Source organism: Actinomadura opuntiae (assembly GCF_030283205.1).
Lineage (GTDB): Bacteria > Actinomycetota > Actinomycetes > Streptosporangiales > Streptosporangiaceae > Spirillospora.
The window spans coordinates 74,578-91,518 of record NZ_JASNWF010000019.1; the positions used below are offsets into that span (position 1 = coordinate 74,578).

A 16,941-nucleotide genomic window follows, 5' to 3' on the forward strand; every position below is an offset into this window, starting at 1 on the left:
GACAACGGGTCCCGGGCGACCTAGCGTGCAGATTGTCGACAATCTACCGGAGGACGCGATGGCTCAGCTCTCACCCCTGCTCAAGCAGGCCACCCCCGTCCTGGCCGAACGCGGCGAGGGCGTGTACCTCTACGACGCCGACGGCCGCCGCCATCTCGACTTCACCGCCGGCATCGGCGTCACCAACACCGGACACTGCCATCCGCGCGTCGTCGAGGCGGCGCGCGAGCAGGTGGGCACGCTGATCCACGGCCAGTACACGACGGTGATGCACCGCCCGCTGCTGCGGCTGGTCGAGGCGCTCGGCGACGTCCTGCCCGCCGGCCTGGACTCGCTGTTCTTCCTCAACAGCGGCAGCGAGGCCGTCGAGGCGTCCATCCGGCTCGCCCGGCACGCCACCGGGCGGCAGAACATCGTCGTCTTCCAGGGCTCGTTCCACGGCCGGACGATGGGCGCCGCCGCCCTCACCACCGCGGGCACCAAGTTCCGCGCGGGCATCGGGCCGCTGATGCCCGGCGTCGCCGTCGCGCCGTTCCCGCAGACCTACCGGTACGGCTGGGACGAGGACGAGGCGACCCGCTTCGCGCTGCGCGAGCTGGACTACGCGCTCGCCACGTCCAGCCCCGCGTCCGACACCGCCGCGTTCGTCGTCGAGCCGGTGCTGGGCGAGGGCGGCTACATCCCGGCGCCGCCCGCCTTCCTGGAAGGGCTGCGCGAGCGCGCCGACCGGCACGGGATCCTGCTCGTCGTCGACGAGGTGCAGACCGGGTACGGCCGGACGGGCCGGTTCTGGGGGCACCAGCACTCGGCGGCCCGTCCCGACGTGCTCATCACCGCCAAGGGCCTGGCCAGCGGTTTCCCGCTGTCGGCGATCGCGGCGCCGACCGCGCTGATGGAGCGGGCGTGGCCGGGCTCGCAGGGCGGCACCTACGGCGGCAACGCGGTGGCGTGCGCCGCCGCGCTCGCCACCCTGGAGGTCATCCGGGACGAGAACCTGGTGGAGAACGCGGCGGTGCTCGGCGCCCGGCTGCACGAGGGCCTGCGCGAGGCCGCCGCCGGCCGTCCGGAGATCGGCGACGTGCGCGGGCTCGGGCTGATGCAGGCCTGCGAGTTCACCGCGCCGGACGGCGAGCCCGACACCGCCGCCGCCCAGCGCGCCCAGAGCGCCGCCGCCGAGCACGGCCTGCTGCTGCTCACCTGCGGCGCGTTCGGCAACGTGGTCCGGATGATCCCGCCGCTGGTGGTGGACGCCTCGCAGATCGACGACGCCCTCGCCCTGTGGTCCAAGGCCCTCGCCGACGCGGCCGGCTAGGGACCGCGCCGAAGTAGCACGGACGTGCTATAAAAGGGGGATGCCGAAGATCGTCGATCCCGAGGCCCGCCGCCGCGAGGTGGCCGAGGCCGTCTTCCGCGTCGCCCGCCGGGACGGCCTGGAGCAGGCGTCGCTGCGCAACGTGGCGGCCGAGGCGGGCCTCGCCATCGGGTCCGTCCGGCACTACTTCGGCGGCCAGGCCGACATCATGATCTTCGCGATGCGCTACTTCGCCGAGCGGGCCGGCGAGCGGCTGCGGCTGCGCGCGGGCCACCTGGCGGTCCCCGACCCGGCGGCCCCGCCCGCCGAGCACGCGGCCGCGCTGGAGGCGCTGTTCGCCGAGCTGCTGCCGCTGGACGCCGAGCGGCGCGAGGAGGCCGAGGTGTGGCTGGCGTTCGTCGTCGGCGCCCGCACCCGGCCCGAGCTGCGGCCGCTCGCCGGGGAGATGCAGGACGACCTGCGCTCGGTCGCGCTGCGCGTGCTGCGGGCGGCCGGCGGGGCCGGCGTCCTGCGGCCCGGCCTGGACCTGGAGGCCGAGGCCGCGCGGGTGCACGCGCTGGTGGACGGGCTGACCCTGCACGCCGTCCTGCACCCGGAGAGCACCGGCCCGCGGGAGATGCGGACGGTGCTGCGCCGGCACGTCGGCGAGCTGACCGGCGTCCCCGCCGGGGACCTGCCCGCGCCGCCCGGCCTGGACGACCTGCGCACCGGGCCGGGCCGCGGCGCCTGCTAGATTCCGAACCTCGTTCTAATCACGAGGAGGCGCGTTGAACCCCTGGCAGACCCCCGAGCGCGCGGCGCTGCGCGAACTCGTCCGCGACTTCACCGCGCGGGAGATCGTCCCGTCGCTGCCGGAGTGGGAGGACGCCGGGGAGCTGCCCCGGTCGCTGCACCGCAGGGCCGCCGAGGCGGGCATCCTCGGCGCCGGGTTCCCGGAGGAGGCCGGCGGCTCGGGCGGCGACCTGTTCGACGCGCTGATCGTCGCCGAGGAGGTCATCCAGGCGGGCGGGTCCGGCGGGGTCGTGGCGTCGCTGTTCACGCACGGGATCGCGCTCCCCCACCTCGTCGCGTCCGGCGACGAGGACCTGATCGACCGGTTCGCGCGGCCGGTGCTGGCCGGCGAGAAGATCGGCGCGCTCGGCGTCACCGAGCCCGGCACCGGGTCGGACGTGGCCGGCATCCGCACCACCGCCGTCCGCGACGGCGACTCCTACGTCGTCAACGGCGCGAAGATGTTCATCACCTCCGGCGTGCGGGCCGACTTCGTCACCACCGCCGTCCGCACCGGCGAACCGGGCTTCGGCGGGATCTCGCTCATCGTGATCGAGAAGGGGACGCCCGGCTTCACCGTCTCCAAGGCGCTGCGCAAGATGGGCTGGCAGTGCTCCGACACCGCCGAGCTCGCCTTCGACGGCGTCCGGGTGCCCGCCGCGAACCTGATCGGCGAGGAGAACAGCGGGTTCCTGCAGATCGTGCAGAACTTCGTCACCGAACGGCTCTCGCTGGCCGTCCAGGCGTACGCGACCGCGCAGCGCTGCCTCGACCTCACCATGCAGTGGATCCGGGACCGCGAGACGTTCGGCCGGCCGCTATCGTCGCGCCAGCTCGTCCGGCACAAGGTCGCCGAAATGGCCCGGCAGGTGGACGTGGCGCGCGCCTACACCCGGTCGGTCGCCGAACGGTACGCCGCGGGCGAGGACGTCCTCACCGAGACCGCGTACGCGAAGAACACCGCCGTCTACGCGTGCGAGCACGTCGTCCACGAGGCCGTCCAGCTGCACGGCGGAATGGGATACATGCGGGAATCGGAAGTGGAGCGCCATTACCGGGACGCCCGCATTCTCGGCATCGGCGGCGGCACCAACGAGATCATGAACGAGATCGTCGCCAAACGGCTCGGGCTGTAGCACGGAACGGCGCCCGGCGGTGAAAGGGGTGACCGCCGGGCGCCGCTTCTCCGGAAAGGTCAGCCGAGCGGGTTGTTGCAGTCGATGGGCCAGTACGGGCCCCAGATGTCGAGCGAGTTCTCCACGAACTTGATCATCACCGGGTCGAAGGCGATGCCGACGTGCGCGTTGGTGTCGTTCGCGCACTTGTCCTGCAGCAGCACGTTCTGCGCGTTGGAGCCGTTCAGGAACTCCGAGGTGTAGGGGGTGACGACCTCGTCGTACTTGGTGGACAGCACGATGTACTGCGGGCCGGGGACGGTGTCGCCGCCGGCGTTCAGCTTCTTCAGGAAGTCGGAGTCGGTGATCTGCTCGCCGGCCGCCGGCGCGGCCTTCACCACGGCCTGCGTGATGCCGAGCAGGCTGCCGAGTTCCACCAGCCCGTCGAGGTTCGTCCCGTGGTTGGACGGCACGATGCCGATGAGCTTGTTGACCTTCGACGCGCCGCCCAGGAACTTCATGTAGTACCGGGGCATCATCCCGCCCTGCGAATGGCCGACCATGTCGACCTTGGACGTGCCCGTCGAGGCCAGCACCTTGTCGACGAACGCCGCCAGCTGGCCCGCCGACTCGGCGATCTCCCCGGTGCCCTGGATCGGGGCGTCCTTCGCGCCGCCGTAATTGAGCGCGTAGACGCAGTATCCGGCCTTCTTCAGCGCCGGCGAGAGCTTCTGCCAGTTGAACGCCATGTTCTCGAACGTGCCGTGCACCAGCACCACCGGGCGGGGGTGCAGGAACGACGGCTTGCAGTTCCAGTCGTTGGCGCCGTCCGGGCTCGTCTCGGCGTGGGCCGCCGGGGCGGCCAGCGAGGTCAGGCCGATGGCGGTGGGGATCGCGGCGGCGATGACGGCCCAGGACTTGAGTCGCCTGAAACGCATGTTCATCTCCCTAAAGCGGGCACGCCGAAAAGCGCCGGGAACCCGCGCAGCGGGAATGCGGGCTCCGGTCGCGAATCGTCGTGGAGTCGGGGGTGGGTGCGGCGCCGTGTGATCACCTGAGGTGCTGACAAGGTACGGCGGCTTTACCGCTCGGTCTTGTAGCAAGACTCGCCACTTGACCCGGAGGAATTGTCAGGCGGCTCACAATCGGCCCGCCCCGGACGCTTCCCGACCTGCGGCTGGAGTCCTTCCTACGGCGCGCCCACGAGCCCGTTCACCAGCGCGCGCAGACCCTCGGCGTAGGTGTCCTGCGCGGTCAGCGCCGCCCAGCGGTCCGCGACCTGGGCGAGGCCGGGCAGTTCGGCGGGGTCGATGTCGGCGAACACCCGCTCGCGGTAGGTGGGCCGCTCGTCGCCGGCCCGGCGCCGCGCCGCCGCGGCCCGCACGATGATCTCCCCGGCGGTGTAGTACCAGATCGCCCGGTACCCGTGCACGGCCGCCTCGGGGCTCAGCCCGCACTCCCGCAGGCCGCCCAGGATCTGCTCGACGAACCACAGCGCCGACCGCGACATGAGGTCGTCGGCGGTGAGCACCTCCGTGATCCAGGGGCAGGCGGCGAGCGTCCCGCGGATCGCGGTCGCCGCCGCCACGACCCGCTCGCGGGGGTCGGCGGGCAGCTCGGGCTCGCGCGCCATCCGCGCGGCGTAGTCGTCCAGCAGCAGGACGAGCAGCTGCTCCTTGTCGCGGACGTGGTGGTACAGCGCCATCGGCGTGCTGCCGATCTCCTTGGCGAGCCGCCGCATCGTCAGCCGGTCGACGCCCTCCTCATCCACGATCCGGCGCGCGGTCTCGACGATCTCGGCGCGCGAGATCCGGGGCGGCCTGCCCCGCTGGGCGGACGGTTGCGGCATGCCCCCATCATCGCGGACTCGACAGCCGGGCCCGCCGCCGGTTAGTTTTTGTACATGTATAAAAAAGAACGGGCCCGCCCCTGGGCGGTGCTCGCGGCGGCCTGCGTCGCCCAGTTCGTCTTCGCGCTCGACATGGCGGTCATGAACGTCGCGCTCCCGGCGATCAGGACCGCCCTCGGCTTCGCACCGGTCGGCCTGTCCTGGGTCGTCCACGTCTACGCGCTCACCTTCGGCGGGTTCCTGCTGCTCGGCGGCCGGGCCTGCGACCTGTACGGGCGGCGCCGGATGTTCGTCCTCGGACTGGCCGTGTTCGGGCTGTGCTCGCTCGCCGGCGGGCTCGCCCAGGCGCCGTGGCAGCTCGTCGCGGCGCGCGCCGGCCAGGGCCTCGGCGCCGCCGCCGCGGCCCCCGCATCACTGGCCCTGCTGACCACCACGTTCACCGAAGGACGCGCCCGCGTGCGCGCCCTCGGCGTGTGGAGCGCGATGAACGCGGCGGGCGGCGCCCTCGGCGTCCTCGCCGGGGGCGTGCTCACGGAGTACGCGGGCTGGCGGTGGGTGATGCTGGTCAACCTGCCGTTCGTCGCGCTCACCCTCGCGCTCGTCCCGGCGGGCGTGGCCGCCCACGCCCGCACGGGCCCGCGCGAGCGGATGGACGTCCCCGGCGCGGTGCTGGCGACCGCCGGGTTCGGGCTGCTGGTCTTCGGCGTGGTGCGCACCGACACCATCGGCTGGACGGCCCCGGCGACCCTCGCCTGCCTCGGCGCCGCCGCCCTGCTCCTCGCCGCCTTCGTCGCCGTGGAGGCGCGGGTCCGCGCGCCGCTCGTCCGGCTCGGCCTGCTGCGCGGCCGCTGGGTGGCGGGCGCGAACCTGATCGTCTTCCTTGCGGCGGCGGGCCAGTTCGCCGCGTTCTACTTCGTCTCCCTCTACATGCAGCAGGTGCTGCACATGGGCGCCGCCGAGACCGGCCTGGCCTTCCTGCCCTTCTCGGCCGGCGTCGTGCTCGGCACGCTGCTCGCGACCCGGGTCGTCGGGAACCGCTCGCCCCGCGCGGCGCTGGTTCCGGGCAGCCTGCTCGCCGCCGCGGGCCTGGCCTGGTTCACCCGGATCAGCCCGGACGGCGGCTTCCTCACCGACGTCCTCGGCCCGTCGGTGGTGGGCAGCGTCGGCATCGGGCTCGTGCTCGCCCCGGTCGCCGCCGCCGCGACCACCGGGGTCGCGGCCCGGGAGGCCGGGATGGCCTCGGGGCTGCTCAACAGCTCCCGCCAGCTCGGCGGCTGCGTCGGCCTCGCCGCCCTCGCCACGGTCGCCGCCCACCACACCGGCGATACGTCCTCCCCGACCGCCTTGAACGGCGGCTACGCCCTGAGCCTCACCGTCTCCGCAGCCCTGTTCGTGATGGCCGCCCTCGTAGCGCTGTCCCTCCCCCGCAGGCAGAAGGCCGCGCCCGTACCGTCCGCCGCTCCGGTGGAGAACCGACTGGAAGGAACACCGTCATGACGCAGCCCATCGACATGTTCGCCCTCGCCCTCAACTTCTACCCCGACGGCGCGGTGAACAGCGCCGAGCGCCGCATGACCACCGACGACGGCGGCTGGCAGGTGGCGGCGTTCCACGTCGAGACCGACGCGGACGTCCACTCCGACCACTGGGAGGTGCACCCCGCGGCCGAGGAGGCGGTCTGCTGCCTGGCCGGCGGCGGGTTCCGCATGTACTTCCGTCCCGAGGAACCGGGCGGAGAGGAGGAGATGGTCCGGCTCCCGGCGGGCAGTGCGGTGATCGTGCCGCGGGGCCGCTGGCACCGGCTGGAATTGGACGGCCCGAGCGACATCATGTCCATCACGCTGCGGCGCGGCTCCCGGCAGGAAGGGCGCTGACGCGCGGAGGCGCCCGGCGGGAAACCCGCCGGGCGCCTCCGGGGTCAGGCCTGGGCGACGGCGCCGTTGGCGAGGAGGGCGTCGGCGTCGTCGAAGCCGAAGTCCTCCAGGATGGCGCGGGACTGGCCGCCGGGCAGGACGGGCAGGCCGTCGGTGTCGGTGGCGGTGCGGGAGAAGCGCGGCGCCGGAGCGGGCTGGCGGTGGCCGGCGCGCTCGGGGAAGACGTCGCGGGCGGTGTTGAAGGGGTGCTCCTTGGCCTCGTTCATCGACAGGACGGGCGCCACGCACGCGTCGCTGGGCAGGAAGACCTCGGTCCACTCGTCGCGGGTCCTGGCCTTGAAGGCGGCGGCGAAGCGCTCGCGCATCTCGGGCCAGCGGGCGCGGTCGTACTGCTCGGGCAGGCCCTCGGTGTCGACGCCGAGGCGGCGGAGGAACTCGGCGTAGAACTGCGGCTCGATCGCGCCCACCGCCATGTGCTTGCCGTCGGCGGTCTCGTACACGTCGTACCAGGGGGCGCCGGTGTCGAGCATGTTGACGCCGCGCTGGTCCTCCCAGATGCCGCCGGCGAGGAAGCCGTGGATGAAGGTGGACAGGTGGGCGGCGCCGTCCACGATGGCGGTGTCGACGACCTGGCCGCGCCCGCTGGTCTTGGCCTCCAGGAGCGCGGCGAGGACGCCGACGACCAGGTACATGCTGCCGCCGGCGAAGTCGCCGAGCAGGTTCAGCGGGACCTGCGGGGGGCCGCCGGCGCGGCCGATGGCGTGCAGGGCGCCGGTGATGGCGATGTAGCCGATGTCGTGGCCGGCGCTCTGCGCCAGCGGGCCGTCCTGGCCCCAGCCGGTCATCCGGCCGTAGACGAGGCGGGGGTTGCGGGCGAGGCAGTCGTCCGGGCCGAGGCCGAGGCGCTCGGTGACCCCGGGCCGGAACCCCTCGAGCAGGACGTCGGACTTCTCGGCGAGCCGGAGCACGACCTCCTTGCCCTTCTCGCTCTTGAGGTCGATGGCGATCGAGCGCTTGCCGCGGTTGGTGAAGTCGGTGCCGCCGGTGGCCTCGCCGCGCACCGCCGAGGCGCGGTCGACGCGGACGACGTCGGCGCCGAGGTCGGCCAGCAGCATCGCGGCGAACGGCCCGGGCCCGATCCCGGCCAGCTCGATCACCCGTACTCCGGAGAGCGGCCCCTTGCCCATCTGCGCCCCTTTCGGCCCCCACGCCTCCCGACGGAGTCGGCCCGGGGGTGTGGGGGTCGTCCCCTCGGGCAATGCTGAATCCCGTTCGGTAACCCTAGTGTGCCCGATGGCAGTAAGTGGATTCTGACGGGGGCCGTTCAGCGGGACGCGGCGGTGAGGACGACGGGCGCGCCGGGGCGGCGGTCCGGCCGGGCGACGAGCAGCCGGTGCGCGACGGTGGACGTACCGATCGGCCCCCGTGCACGCGGCACGAGGCCGGCCCCGGCGGCGGCCAGGTAGTACCAGCGTCCGGACGGGGCCTGCCACCAGGTCCCCGACACCGGACGGCGGTCGTCGCAGGCGCCGGTGTCGTAGGCCGTGCGGGCGAGGAGCGCGGACGCGCCGTCCGCACCGCCGTCCGCGTAGGCCGTGCGGGTGCAGAACCAGTCGGCGGACGGGCCGCCGTGCGGGAGCGTCCCGGACCAGAAGTTCCAGGCCATCGCGGCGGTGACCGGCCGTTCCCGCGGCGGTGCGACACAGCCGAGGCGGTTCCATGCCCTCACCGCGCCGGGGCCGAGCCGGGCGGGCGGGGACGGGCGTCCGGACGGTTCGTAGGCGGGCGAGTGGAAGGTGAGGACGGCGGCGCGCGCGCCGCCGAGGTCGCCGTACGTGCGGTCGCCGAGGTGGAACAGCGGGCCGCGGCCGCAGGGCGTGCGGGCAAGCGCGGGCGCGACGACGCCGTCCCGCACGGCCAGGGCGGCGCCGTCCAGGGTGCGCGGCGCGGCGGCCCAGGGGGCGAGGAGGTAGCGTCCGCCGCCGAGGGCGATCGGGGCGGACGGGTCGGTGCTGGCGGTGGCGACGTCCAGGCCGGCGGGGGTGTAGCGGGCGATGCGGTCGCCGTGCCGCATCAGCGCGAGCGGCGCACCGCCGGCGTGACCCGCGAACAGAAGCTGGGCGGTGCCGCCCCTGGGCCTGCGGTCACCCTTGGCTTCGGCCCACGCGGCGGAGGCGCGGCGGAGGAACGCCCGGTCGCCGGTGAGGTCGCCGCGCGCCGGCCATGCGTCCAGGGTGCGGGCGCCGCTCCTCCAGGCGGACGGCGCCGCCGGGACGAGCCGCAGGTCGCGGGCGGCGGCGCGGTTGCCACCCGAGTCGGCGGTGTCGGCGGCGCCCAGACCGCCGGATCCGCTGTGGACCAGGACGCCGAGCAGCCCGGCGGTGAGGGCGGCGGCGGTCACCAGCGGCAGCACCGAGCGGGTCCGGACGGGCCGCAGGTGCGCGGGGTCGAAGCGCTCGGCGCGGCGCGGGACGGGGATCGCCACGGCGCAGGCGGCGTCGATGACCGCCCACGGGTCGCGCACCCGCAGCTCCCGGAGCTGGTCGCGGACGGCGTACTTGGGCAGCCCCTCGATGCGCAGCAGCACGTAGGCGACCCGGACGGAGGGGTCGAGCTCGGCGAGCGCGGCGGTCAGCGCCGGGTCGGGCAGCCGCGCGGGCAGCGCGCGCAGCCAGGGCCCGAGGCCGATCTGCAGCCGGCGGGAGGGGCGCAGCGCCCGGCGCAGCACGCGGGTGCGGCGGCGGGCGAGGCCGGGGCCGGTGCGGTCGCGGGGCCCGCGGGCGGTGCCGTCCACGATCCGGCGGGCGATCGCCAGCCGGTAGACGCGCTTGCCCCGCCCCGGCAGAACGAAATACGCCATCCGGACGAGATTTCCATAATCCGATTTCGTCGGCGGCGATTCCCGCTCCGGGCTCGCAATGACATCCTCCGTCACGGCGGGCTGGTCCCCTTTCTCCTGGCGCGGCGTTCCTGGCATCGCGGAACCCGAGGTTAGGCGGCACCGGCGGGCGGCGGAGCGGAATTGGGGCAACGATGAGGAAGGGCAAAAGAAATGTCACGGTATTTCGGGACGGAGGCGGCGGGCGGGCGGGGGCGCCCGGCCGCCCGCGATCCGAGACCGCCCACGCCCGATTCGTCCCCGTACTACGCTGTTGGCCTCCGGGGGCTCCCCCGGCCGCCGCTCGCGCCCCCGCCGCGATGGTGCACACCACCGGACGAGACGGAGAAGGACCCCCCGCCCATGACCGAGGACGTCCCGGGCTACCGGGTGCTGGAGCAGGTCGGCGAGGGCGGCTTCAGCGTGGTCTACCGCGCGCACCAGGAGCGGCTCGACCGCATGGTCGCGCTGAAGGTGCTGTCGATCAGCTCGGTCGACGACGCGGCGATGCGCCGCTTCCAGCGCGAATGCAAGATCACCGGACGGCTGTCGGGACATCCGAACATCGTGACGGTGCTGGACACCGGGACCGCCCGGTCCGGCCGCCCCTACATCGCGATGGAGTACTTCGAGCACGGCGCGCTCACCGACCGGCTCGCCCGCGAGGGGCCGCTGCCGGTCGCCGAGACGCTGCGGATCGGCGTGAAGATGGCGGGCGCGCTCGCCGCCACGCACGAGACCGACGTGCTGCACCGCGACGTCAAGCCGCAGAACGTGCTGGTCTCCCGGTACGGGGAGCCGGCGCTGGCCGACTTCGGCATCGCCCGGCTGGTCGACTCGTTCGACGCCACCCACACCCAGGCGTTCACCCCGCACCACGCGGCGCCGGAGGTGCTGGAGGGCAGGCCGCCGGGCGTCGGCGCCGACATCTACTCGCTCGGCTCCACCCTGTACCAGCTGCTCGCCGGGCGCCCGGCGTTCAAGGGGCCGCCGGGCGAGGGCATCGCGCCGCTGATGCTGCGGATCCTGAACGACCCGCCGCCGCCGATCCCGCGCCCGGACGTGCACCCGGCGGTCGCCGAGGTCATCGGGCGCGCGATGGCGAAGGCGCCCGAGCACCGCTACGGCTCGGCGGTGGAGTTCGCGCAGGCGCTCCAGCAGGTGCAGGGCGAGCTGGGGCTGCCGATGACGGACGTGGCGGCCACCGGCGTGTCGGTCCTGCCGCAGCCCGCCGGTTCGCGGTCGGCGCTGCCGCTGCAGGACGCCTCGTCGTCCGGGTCGCATCCGTCCCGGCTGTCGTTCCCGGAGATCTCGGGCCCTCCGCCGGTGCCGGACTGGGCGCCGACCACCCCGGGGACGTCCCCGGCGCCTCCGGCCGCCGCCCGGCCGCCGAACGGGAGCCGGGAGAGCACCGACCCGCGGCCGCACGGCACCGCCACGTCGCCGAACATCGCGGCCACGTCGCCGAACACCGCGCCCGCGCCGCCCCCGCGCGGCCTTCCGGACGGGCCGCCGCAGGACGGCCCCCGCCGCGGGCTGATCATCGCGGCGGCGGTCGCGCTGGCCGGCGGCGCGGCCCTCGGCGTCGGCGCGCTCGCCCTGTCCGGGAAGGGCGGCGACCGGGAGCCGCCCGCCGCGAGCCGGAGCACGGGCGGGTCGTCGCCCGCCGCGTCGGGGCAGCGCGCCGGAGGCCCGGAGCAGCCGCCGACCGTCGCGCAGCTGAACGCCGCCCGCCCGCGCCGCCTGGCCGCCCGCCCGGCCGGCGGCACGGCGGTGCTCACCTGGACGCTGCCGGAGGCGGCGCGCGGGCTGCCGCTCCTCGTCCGGCGGCAGCCGGCCGGGACCGCCGCCGTCCAGCCGGCCCCGGCGAACACGCGGTCGTTCACCGTGCCCGGCCTGCGGGCGAAGGTCCGCTACTGCTTCAAGGTCGGCGCGGTCGTGCGGCTCCGGCAGGGCAAGGCGCCGGACGTGGCGTGGTCGCAGCCCGCGTGCGTCCGCGGTCCGCGCACCGCGTCGTAACGGCTCCCGCCGGACGGGGCGTTCAGGCGTCGCGGAGGGCGTCGACGTAGGCCGGGACGGTGATGTTGCGGCCGGACACCACCACGACCGGCCGTCCGGCGACCTCGACCTTCCCGGCCAGCACCGCCGCGACGCCCGCCGCGCCCGCGCCCTCGGCGACCAGGCCGTGCTCGGCGTACAGCCAGCGCAGCGCGGTGCGGATCTCCTCGTCGGTGACGGCGGTGAGCGCCGCGCCGGTCCCGATCACCTCCGGCGTCACGCAGCCGGCCTCCAGGTTGCCGGGCAGCCCGTCGGCGAACGTCTCGCCGACCTCCACCTCGACGACCCGGCCGGCCGCCACCGACGCCGACACGCCGCGCGACACCGCCGACTCCACCCCGACGATCCGCACGTCGGCGCGTCCGCGCGCCCACAGGCTCAGCCCGGCGAGCAGCCCGCCGCCGCCCACCGGCGCGATCACGGTGATCGGCCCGTCGAGCTCCCCGTCCAGCTGCCCGTCCAGCTCGCGGCCGATGGTGCCCTGCCCGGCGATGACCGCCGGGTCGTTGTAGGGCGAGACGTAGCGTCCGGGCAGCGTCAGCGCGTGCGCCTCCGCCTCGTCGTAGGTGTCGCCGTGCTGGACGAGCCGCACCGGGAACGCGCCGATCCTGTCGACCTTCACCCGCGACGCCCGCCTCGACACGACCACGGTCACGTCCGCGCCGGACCGCGCCGCCGCGTACCCCACGCCGAGGCCGTGGTTGCCCGCGCTCGCGGTGACGGCCGGCTCCCCGTCCGGCAGCGCCGCCAGGGCCGCGAGCGCGCCGCGCACCTTGAAGGACCCGGTCGGCTGGAGGGTCTCCAGCTTCAGCAGCGCGTCCGGCGCGAGCCCGGACGCCACGACCGGCGTCGGCGCGAGCACCCCGGACACGGCCTCCCACGCCAGCTCCAGGTCGACCCCGCCGGGCGCGCGGACCCGCCGCACCGCCGTCACGCCCCGTCCCCCGCCATCACGCCCCGTCCCCCGCCGTCTCGTCCAGCCGCTCGTGCAGCCGGTTCCGGATCTCCTCCGGGGTGTAGGCGCGGCGCCGCCGCTCGGAGCGCACGATCACCGCCCCGGTCGCCGCCACGCCGACGAACCCCGCGACGCCCAGCGCCTTCCACAGGCCGGCCCTTCTCCACCACCGCATACCGCTACGGTATCGATCATGCCGGGTACGAGCATCACCCTGGACGAGGCCGCCGACCTGACCCGCACCGGCGACGTGTGGCTGTTCCGCGGCCGCACGGCCGCCGACCGCGCCATCCGGGTGACGACCAACAGCCCGGTGAACCACGTCGGCATGGCGCTGGTCGTCGACGACCTGCCGCCGCTGATGTGGCACGCCGAGCTCGGCCGTTCGCTGCCGGACCTGTGGTCGGGCGGCCACCAGCGCGGCGCGCAATTGCACGACCTGCGCGACGCGGTGCTGACCTGGGGCACCCGCTACGGGCAGCGGGCCTGGCTGCGGCAGCTCGACCCGCCGGCGTCGCGGGCGATGGAGGACGCGGCGCTGCGCGCGGTGGCCCGGCTGGACGGCACGCCGTTCCCGTCGACGTCGCGGCTGGCGTCGCGGTGGCTGCGCGGCCGGATCCCGATCCGCCGCCCGGCCGAGCGCGACCCGGACCTGGAGACGGCGTTCTGCGCGGAGATCGTCGCGGTGACGTACCAGGCGATGGGGCTGCTGCCGAAGGGCCGCCGCCCGAACTGGTTCGACCCGGGGCGGTTCTGGAGCGGCGACGACCTCGGCCTGGAGTCGGGGGCGGCGCTCGGCGGCGAGATCGCCGTCAGCCTCCCGGCCGCGTCCGGGCGCGGCGGTCGCGGAGCGACCGGGGGTGCAGGCGGCGGCGCAGGCGGCGCAGGCGCCCGGCCCTCGCGGTGACGAGGCGGCCGAGCCGGTCGGTGTGCCGCCAGGCCTCGTCGGCGGCGCGCGGATCGGGGCCGGACGCGGCGAAGCGGCTGCGGTTGACCAGGTCGGCGAGCGGGTCGAGGTGGCCGCGGGCGTCCTCGCCGACGCGGGACGCGCCGAACCCGGCGACCTCGTGCGCGGTCAGTGTGCGGGCGGTGGACAGGCCGACGTCCGCGAGGTGGTCGAGCGCCTGGTGCCAGGCCCCGGTGATGCGGTCGGCCGGTGCGCCCGTCCGGCGGCGCCTGCGGCGCAGGACGGGCGCGAGCAGCACCGCCACCAGGTAGGCGACGACCAGGGCGGCGGCCGCGAACGACGCGAACACCCACCACGGCGTCGGGGCATCGCGGGACGCGGCGGGCTTCTTCGGCGGCGTCTTCTGCGGGGTCCTGCCCGGCCCGGAGCCGCGCGTCTGCGCGGCGGCGTTCTTCTGCGCCTGCTCGAGCTTCTTCTCCGTCTCGCCCGCCGCGACCGAGTCGTTCTTCCTGGAGCGGCGCGCGCTGTCGGGCAGCGGGTCGAAGCGGATCCAGCCGAGCCCGGCGAACTTGATCTCTGGCCACACCATCACGTCCCCGGACCGGTACCGGACGGTGTCGCCGGCGCGGCTCCCGCCGTCGAAGCCGACGACGACGCGGGACGGGAGCCCGAGCGTGCGGGCGAGCAGCGCGTAGGCGGTCGCGAAGTGCTCGGGCGTGCCGCGGCGGCCCTCGCCGAGGAAGTAGTCGAGCTGCCGGTAGCCGTGGCCGGGCGGCGCGGTCACGTCGTACCTGGCGTACCGCTTGAGGTACTCGGCGAGCATCGCGGCCTTCTGGATCGGCGACACCGCGCCCTGTGTCGCGGCCTGCGCGAACCGGCGGAACTCGGCGAGCTGGACGGGCGGCCTCGTCGCGCCCGGCCCCCACGGCAGCCGCCGGTCGGCGCGGGCCTCGGTGTCGTCGGCGACGCCCGCGCCCGCCAGGTCGTCCGCCGACCACTCCGGGACCTCGGACCCGACGGTGTAGCTCTGACCGGCGGCCGGCGGCTTCGCGGAGGCCAGCGCGCCGCTGGCCGGGTCGACGACGACGCCGAGGCCGTCCACCTCCCGCGGACGGTCCGGGGCGGGCACGTACACGCCCGGCAGCGCGCCGAGGGTGACGCGCTGCACGACCTCGTGCTTCTTGCGCGGCTTCGGCCCTTCGGGCACCCGGCTCCCGGTCGGGACGAACCGCGCGGTGGACGTCCACGTCACGCCGTCGAAGGCGTCGAGGACGGCGAGCCGCTCGATCTCGGTCCGCTTCGACCGCACGGTGAACATCACCTGGTCCGGGCTGAGCAGCCAGCCGCCGACGCGGTCGAGCGGGCTGACGCTGTCGCGCTGCTGCGGCGGCGGCGCCTGCACCTGCTCGCGCGGGTCGTACGGTTCGGCGCTGACCGGCACGACGGGGCCGACCGCCAGCGCGAGCGCGCCGAGGGCGGCCGCGGCGGGCAGCCCGACCAGCAGCGGACGCCAGGCCGGCCCGGAGGCGGGGCCGTCCGCGCGGACGAGGACGAGCACCGCTATCAGCACGACGGTCGCGGCGGCGAGCGGCACGTTCGAGCCGGGCCCGTCCACCCCGAGCAGCAGCGCGGCCGCCCAGACCGCGAGCGGCGGGACGGCCGGCAGCGCGCGCAGCCGCGTCCGCAGCGCGATCTCCGCGGACGCGACCGCCGCCAGCCACACCAGCACGTTCACCAGGACGAGGTATTCGGGCTTGGCCGGGGCGGGCAGCAGCGTGGTGAGGATCGACTTCCACGAGCCGAGCACCCCCTCGCGCAGCGCCTGCGGGAACGTGCCGTCGCCCAGCGCCGGACGCAGGACGGTCACCGCCGCCGTGCCCGCCCACGCGACCACGGCCAGCACCAGCGAGATCCACAGCGGCCACGGGCGCCCGCCCTTGCGCGGCCCCGACAGCAGGCCCGCCAGCACCGTCGGGACGGCGGCGGCGACCACCGCGACCGGCAGCACCGGCCCGAGCCCGAAGACCCGCTGGAACGCCAGCCCCGCGACGGCGGACAGGCACGCCGTCACCGCGAGCGAGGCGTACCGGGTCACCGGCCGCCGCCGATCCGCCGCCACGCCTCCGCGAGACCGTCCAGGTCGGCGACGTCGACCAGGTGCACGCCGGGCGGCGCCGGCGCGGGCAGCTCCGGCCGCACCCGCAGCACCACGACCCGGTCGAACCGGCTCCGCACCGACGCGATCCGGCCCAGGTCGGCGCCGTCCCGCGTGATCACGACGAGCGAGCCGCCCGTCGGGACGCGGCGGGCCACGTCCACCGCCGACCGCGGGCCCGGCTCGGGCGCGACGGCGGTGAGCCGGTCCAGCAGCAGCTCGGCGTCGCCCGGCCCGCCGCGCGTCTCCGCCACCGGCCCCGCCCCGGTCAGCACCCGCACCGGGAAGCTCGCCGCCGCGGCGCCCGCCGCCACCGACGCCGCCGCGTCCACGGCCAGCTCGAAGTCGTCGGGCTCCGGCCACGCCTCCGGGCGCGCGTCCAGCACCACCGTCGTCACCGGGAGGCTCGCGTCCACCAGCTGCCGGACCATCAGCGTCCCCGTCCGCGCCGACGACTTCCAGTGGACGTGCCGCAGCTCGTCGCCGATCACGTACTCGCGCAGCGCGTGGAACGTCGCCGTTCCCGCCGGGGACCGGTCGCTGGTCGGGCCCTCCAGATGGTGCGCGCGGCCGGACGGCAGCAGCGCGAGCGGCACCGTCCGCGGCCGCACCAGCAGCGTGCGCGGCGTCCCGTACTCGCGCACCCGGCGCGCCAGCCGCAGCGGGTCCGCCCGGACCAGCCGCAGCGGCCCCACCGGGATCTCCCCGCGCCGCCCGGTCGGCAGCCGGTAGGTCACGCTGCGGCTTCCGCCTGAGCGGAGCCTCGGGAGGTCCACGGCCACGTCCTCCGGGCCCGCCGCGTCCCGCGCGCTGAGCCCGCGGACGGCGCGCCCCTCGTTCGTCACGTGCAGGACGCCGACCGCCGGGTCGCCGCGCGCGACCTTCACCGGCGCGATGTCCCGGCGCACCGTCAGCCTCGGGCTCGGCAGCGTCCACACCACCGCCGCCGCCACCGCCGCGAGCCCCGCGACCGCCAGCATCGCCGGCTCCGGATACCCGAGCCACCAGCCCGCCGCGTACAGCACCGCCGACACGGCCGCCGTCCCCCACCCCAGCGGCGTCAGCAC

Annotated in this window: 15 protein-coding genes; 7 read left to right on the forward strand and 8 right to left on the reverse strand. The window is 75.6% G+C overall.

Annotation, left to right across the window (positions count from 1 at the left end; all coding sequences use genetic code 11):
- The first annotated feature begins 58 nt into the window (after positions 1-58).
- Genes QP089_RS35010 through QP089_RS35020 form a run of 3 tightly spaced genes read left to right on the forward strand, consistent with a single transcriptional unit; the run spans position 59 to position 3,219 of the window.
- A complete protein-coding gene (locus tag QP089_RS35010; RefSeq protein WP_285917628.1) occupies positions 59-1,312 on the forward strand; it encodes an aspartate aminotransferase family protein in 1,254 nt (417 codons plus the stop codon).
- 40 nt (positions 1,313-1,352) lie between these two features.
- On the forward strand, positions 1,353-2,045 hold the full coding sequence (locus QP089_RS35015; RefSeq protein WP_285917630.1) for a TetR/AcrR family transcriptional regulator: 693 nt from the start codon (positions 1,353-1,355) through the stop codon (positions 2,043-2,045).
- Between the two features lie 34 nt (positions 2,046-2,079).
- Positions 2,080-3,219, forward strand: coding sequence for an acyl-CoA dehydrogenase family protein (locus QP089_RS35020; protein WP_285917632.1), 1,140 nt, complete (start codon positions 2,080-2,082; stop codon positions 3,217-3,219).
- 59 nt (positions 3,220-3,278) lie between these two features.
- Here the strand turns inward: QP089_RS35020 and QP089_RS35025 are convergent, their stop codons facing one another.
- Positions 3,279-4,136 carry an esterase/lipase family protein gene (locus QP089_RS35025; RefSeq protein ID WP_285917634.1) on the reverse strand — a complete coding sequence of 286 codons (858 nt, stop codon included), beginning with the start codon at positions 4,134-4,136 and terminating at the stop codon, positions 3,279-3,281.
- A 251-nt stretch (positions 4,137-4,387) separates the two neighbouring features.
- Positions 4,388-5,047 (reverse strand): TetR/AcrR family transcriptional regulator, encoded by a 660-nt coding sequence (locus QP089_RS35030; protein WP_285917636.1) that lies wholly within the window; start codon positions 5,045-5,047, stop codon positions 4,388-4,390.
- Between the two features lie 54 nt (positions 5,048-5,101).
- Between QP089_RS35030 and QP089_RS35035 the strand changes: the two genes are divergently transcribed.
- Both QP089_RS35035 and QP089_RS35040 read left to right on the forward strand, forming a co-directional pair.
- Positions 5,102-6,544 (forward strand): MFS transporter, encoded by a 1,443-nt coding sequence (locus tag QP089_RS35035; RefSeq protein ID WP_285917638.1) that lies wholly within the window; start codon positions 5,102-5,104, stop codon positions 6,542-6,544.
- A complete protein-coding gene (locus QP089_RS35040; protein WP_285917640.1) occupies positions 6,541-6,921 on the forward strand; it encodes a cupin in 381 nt (126 codons plus the stop codon). The genes QP089_RS35035 and QP089_RS35040 overlap by 4 nt, the downstream gene beginning before the upstream one ends.
- Positions 6,922-6,965: 44 nt before the next feature.
- Here QP089_RS35040 and QP089_RS35045 read toward each other — a convergent pair whose 3' ends face one another.
- On the reverse strand, positions 6,966-8,108 hold the full coding sequence (locus QP089_RS35045) for a CaiB/BaiF CoA transferase family protein (RefSeq protein WP_285917642.1): 1,143 nt from the start codon (positions 8,106-8,108) through the stop codon (positions 6,966-6,968).
- A 137-nt stretch (positions 8,109-8,245) separates the two neighbouring features.
- Positions 8,246-9,781: a hypothetical protein gene (locus QP089_RS35050; RefSeq protein ID WP_285917644.1), complete on the reverse strand. Its 1,536-nt coding sequence runs from the start codon at positions 9,779-9,781 to the stop codon at positions 8,246-8,248.
- 381 nt (positions 9,782-10,162) lie between these two features.
- Between QP089_RS35050 and QP089_RS35055 the strand changes: the two genes are divergently transcribed.
- Entirely contained in the window at positions 10,163-11,818 is a 1,656-nt protein-coding gene (locus QP089_RS35055; RefSeq protein WP_285917646.1) for a serine/threonine-protein kinase, read from the forward strand.
- A gap of 22 nt (positions 11,819-11,840) precedes the next feature.
- Here the strand turns inward: QP089_RS35055 and QP089_RS35060 are convergent, their stop codons facing one another.
- A complete protein-coding gene (locus QP089_RS35060; RefSeq protein ID WP_285917649.1) occupies positions 11,841-12,791 on the reverse strand; it encodes a threonine ammonia-lyase in 951 nt (316 codons plus the stop codon).
- A 16-nt stretch (positions 12,792-12,807) separates the two neighbouring features.
- The gene (locus tag QP089_RS35065) at positions 12,808-12,987 is read right to left on the reverse strand and encodes a hypothetical protein (protein WP_285917651.1); all 180 of its coding nucleotides are present in this window, start codon (positions 12,985-12,987) and stop codon (positions 12,808-12,810) included.
- An 18-nt stretch (positions 12,988-13,005) separates the two neighbouring features.
- Between QP089_RS35065 and QP089_RS35070 the strand changes: the two genes are divergently transcribed.
- Positions 13,006-13,719 (forward strand): hypothetical protein, encoded by a 714-nt coding sequence (locus tag QP089_RS35070; protein ID WP_285917653.1) that lies wholly within the window; start codon positions 13,006-13,008, stop codon positions 13,717-13,719.
- Here QP089_RS35070 and QP089_RS35075 read toward each other — a convergent pair.
- Positions 13,625-15,838, reverse strand: coding sequence for a transglutaminase TgpA family protein (locus QP089_RS35075; RefSeq protein ID WP_285917655.1), 2,214 nt, complete (start codon positions 15,836-15,838; stop codon positions 13,625-13,627). The genes QP089_RS35070 and QP089_RS35075 overlap by 95 nt on opposite strands.
- Complete coding sequence (locus QP089_RS35080; RefSeq protein WP_285917657.1) at positions 15,811-16,941, reverse strand: DUF58 domain-containing protein; 1,131 nt, start codon at positions 16,939-16,941, stop codon at positions 15,811-15,813. The genes QP089_RS35075 and QP089_RS35080 overlap by 28 nt, the downstream gene beginning before the upstream one ends.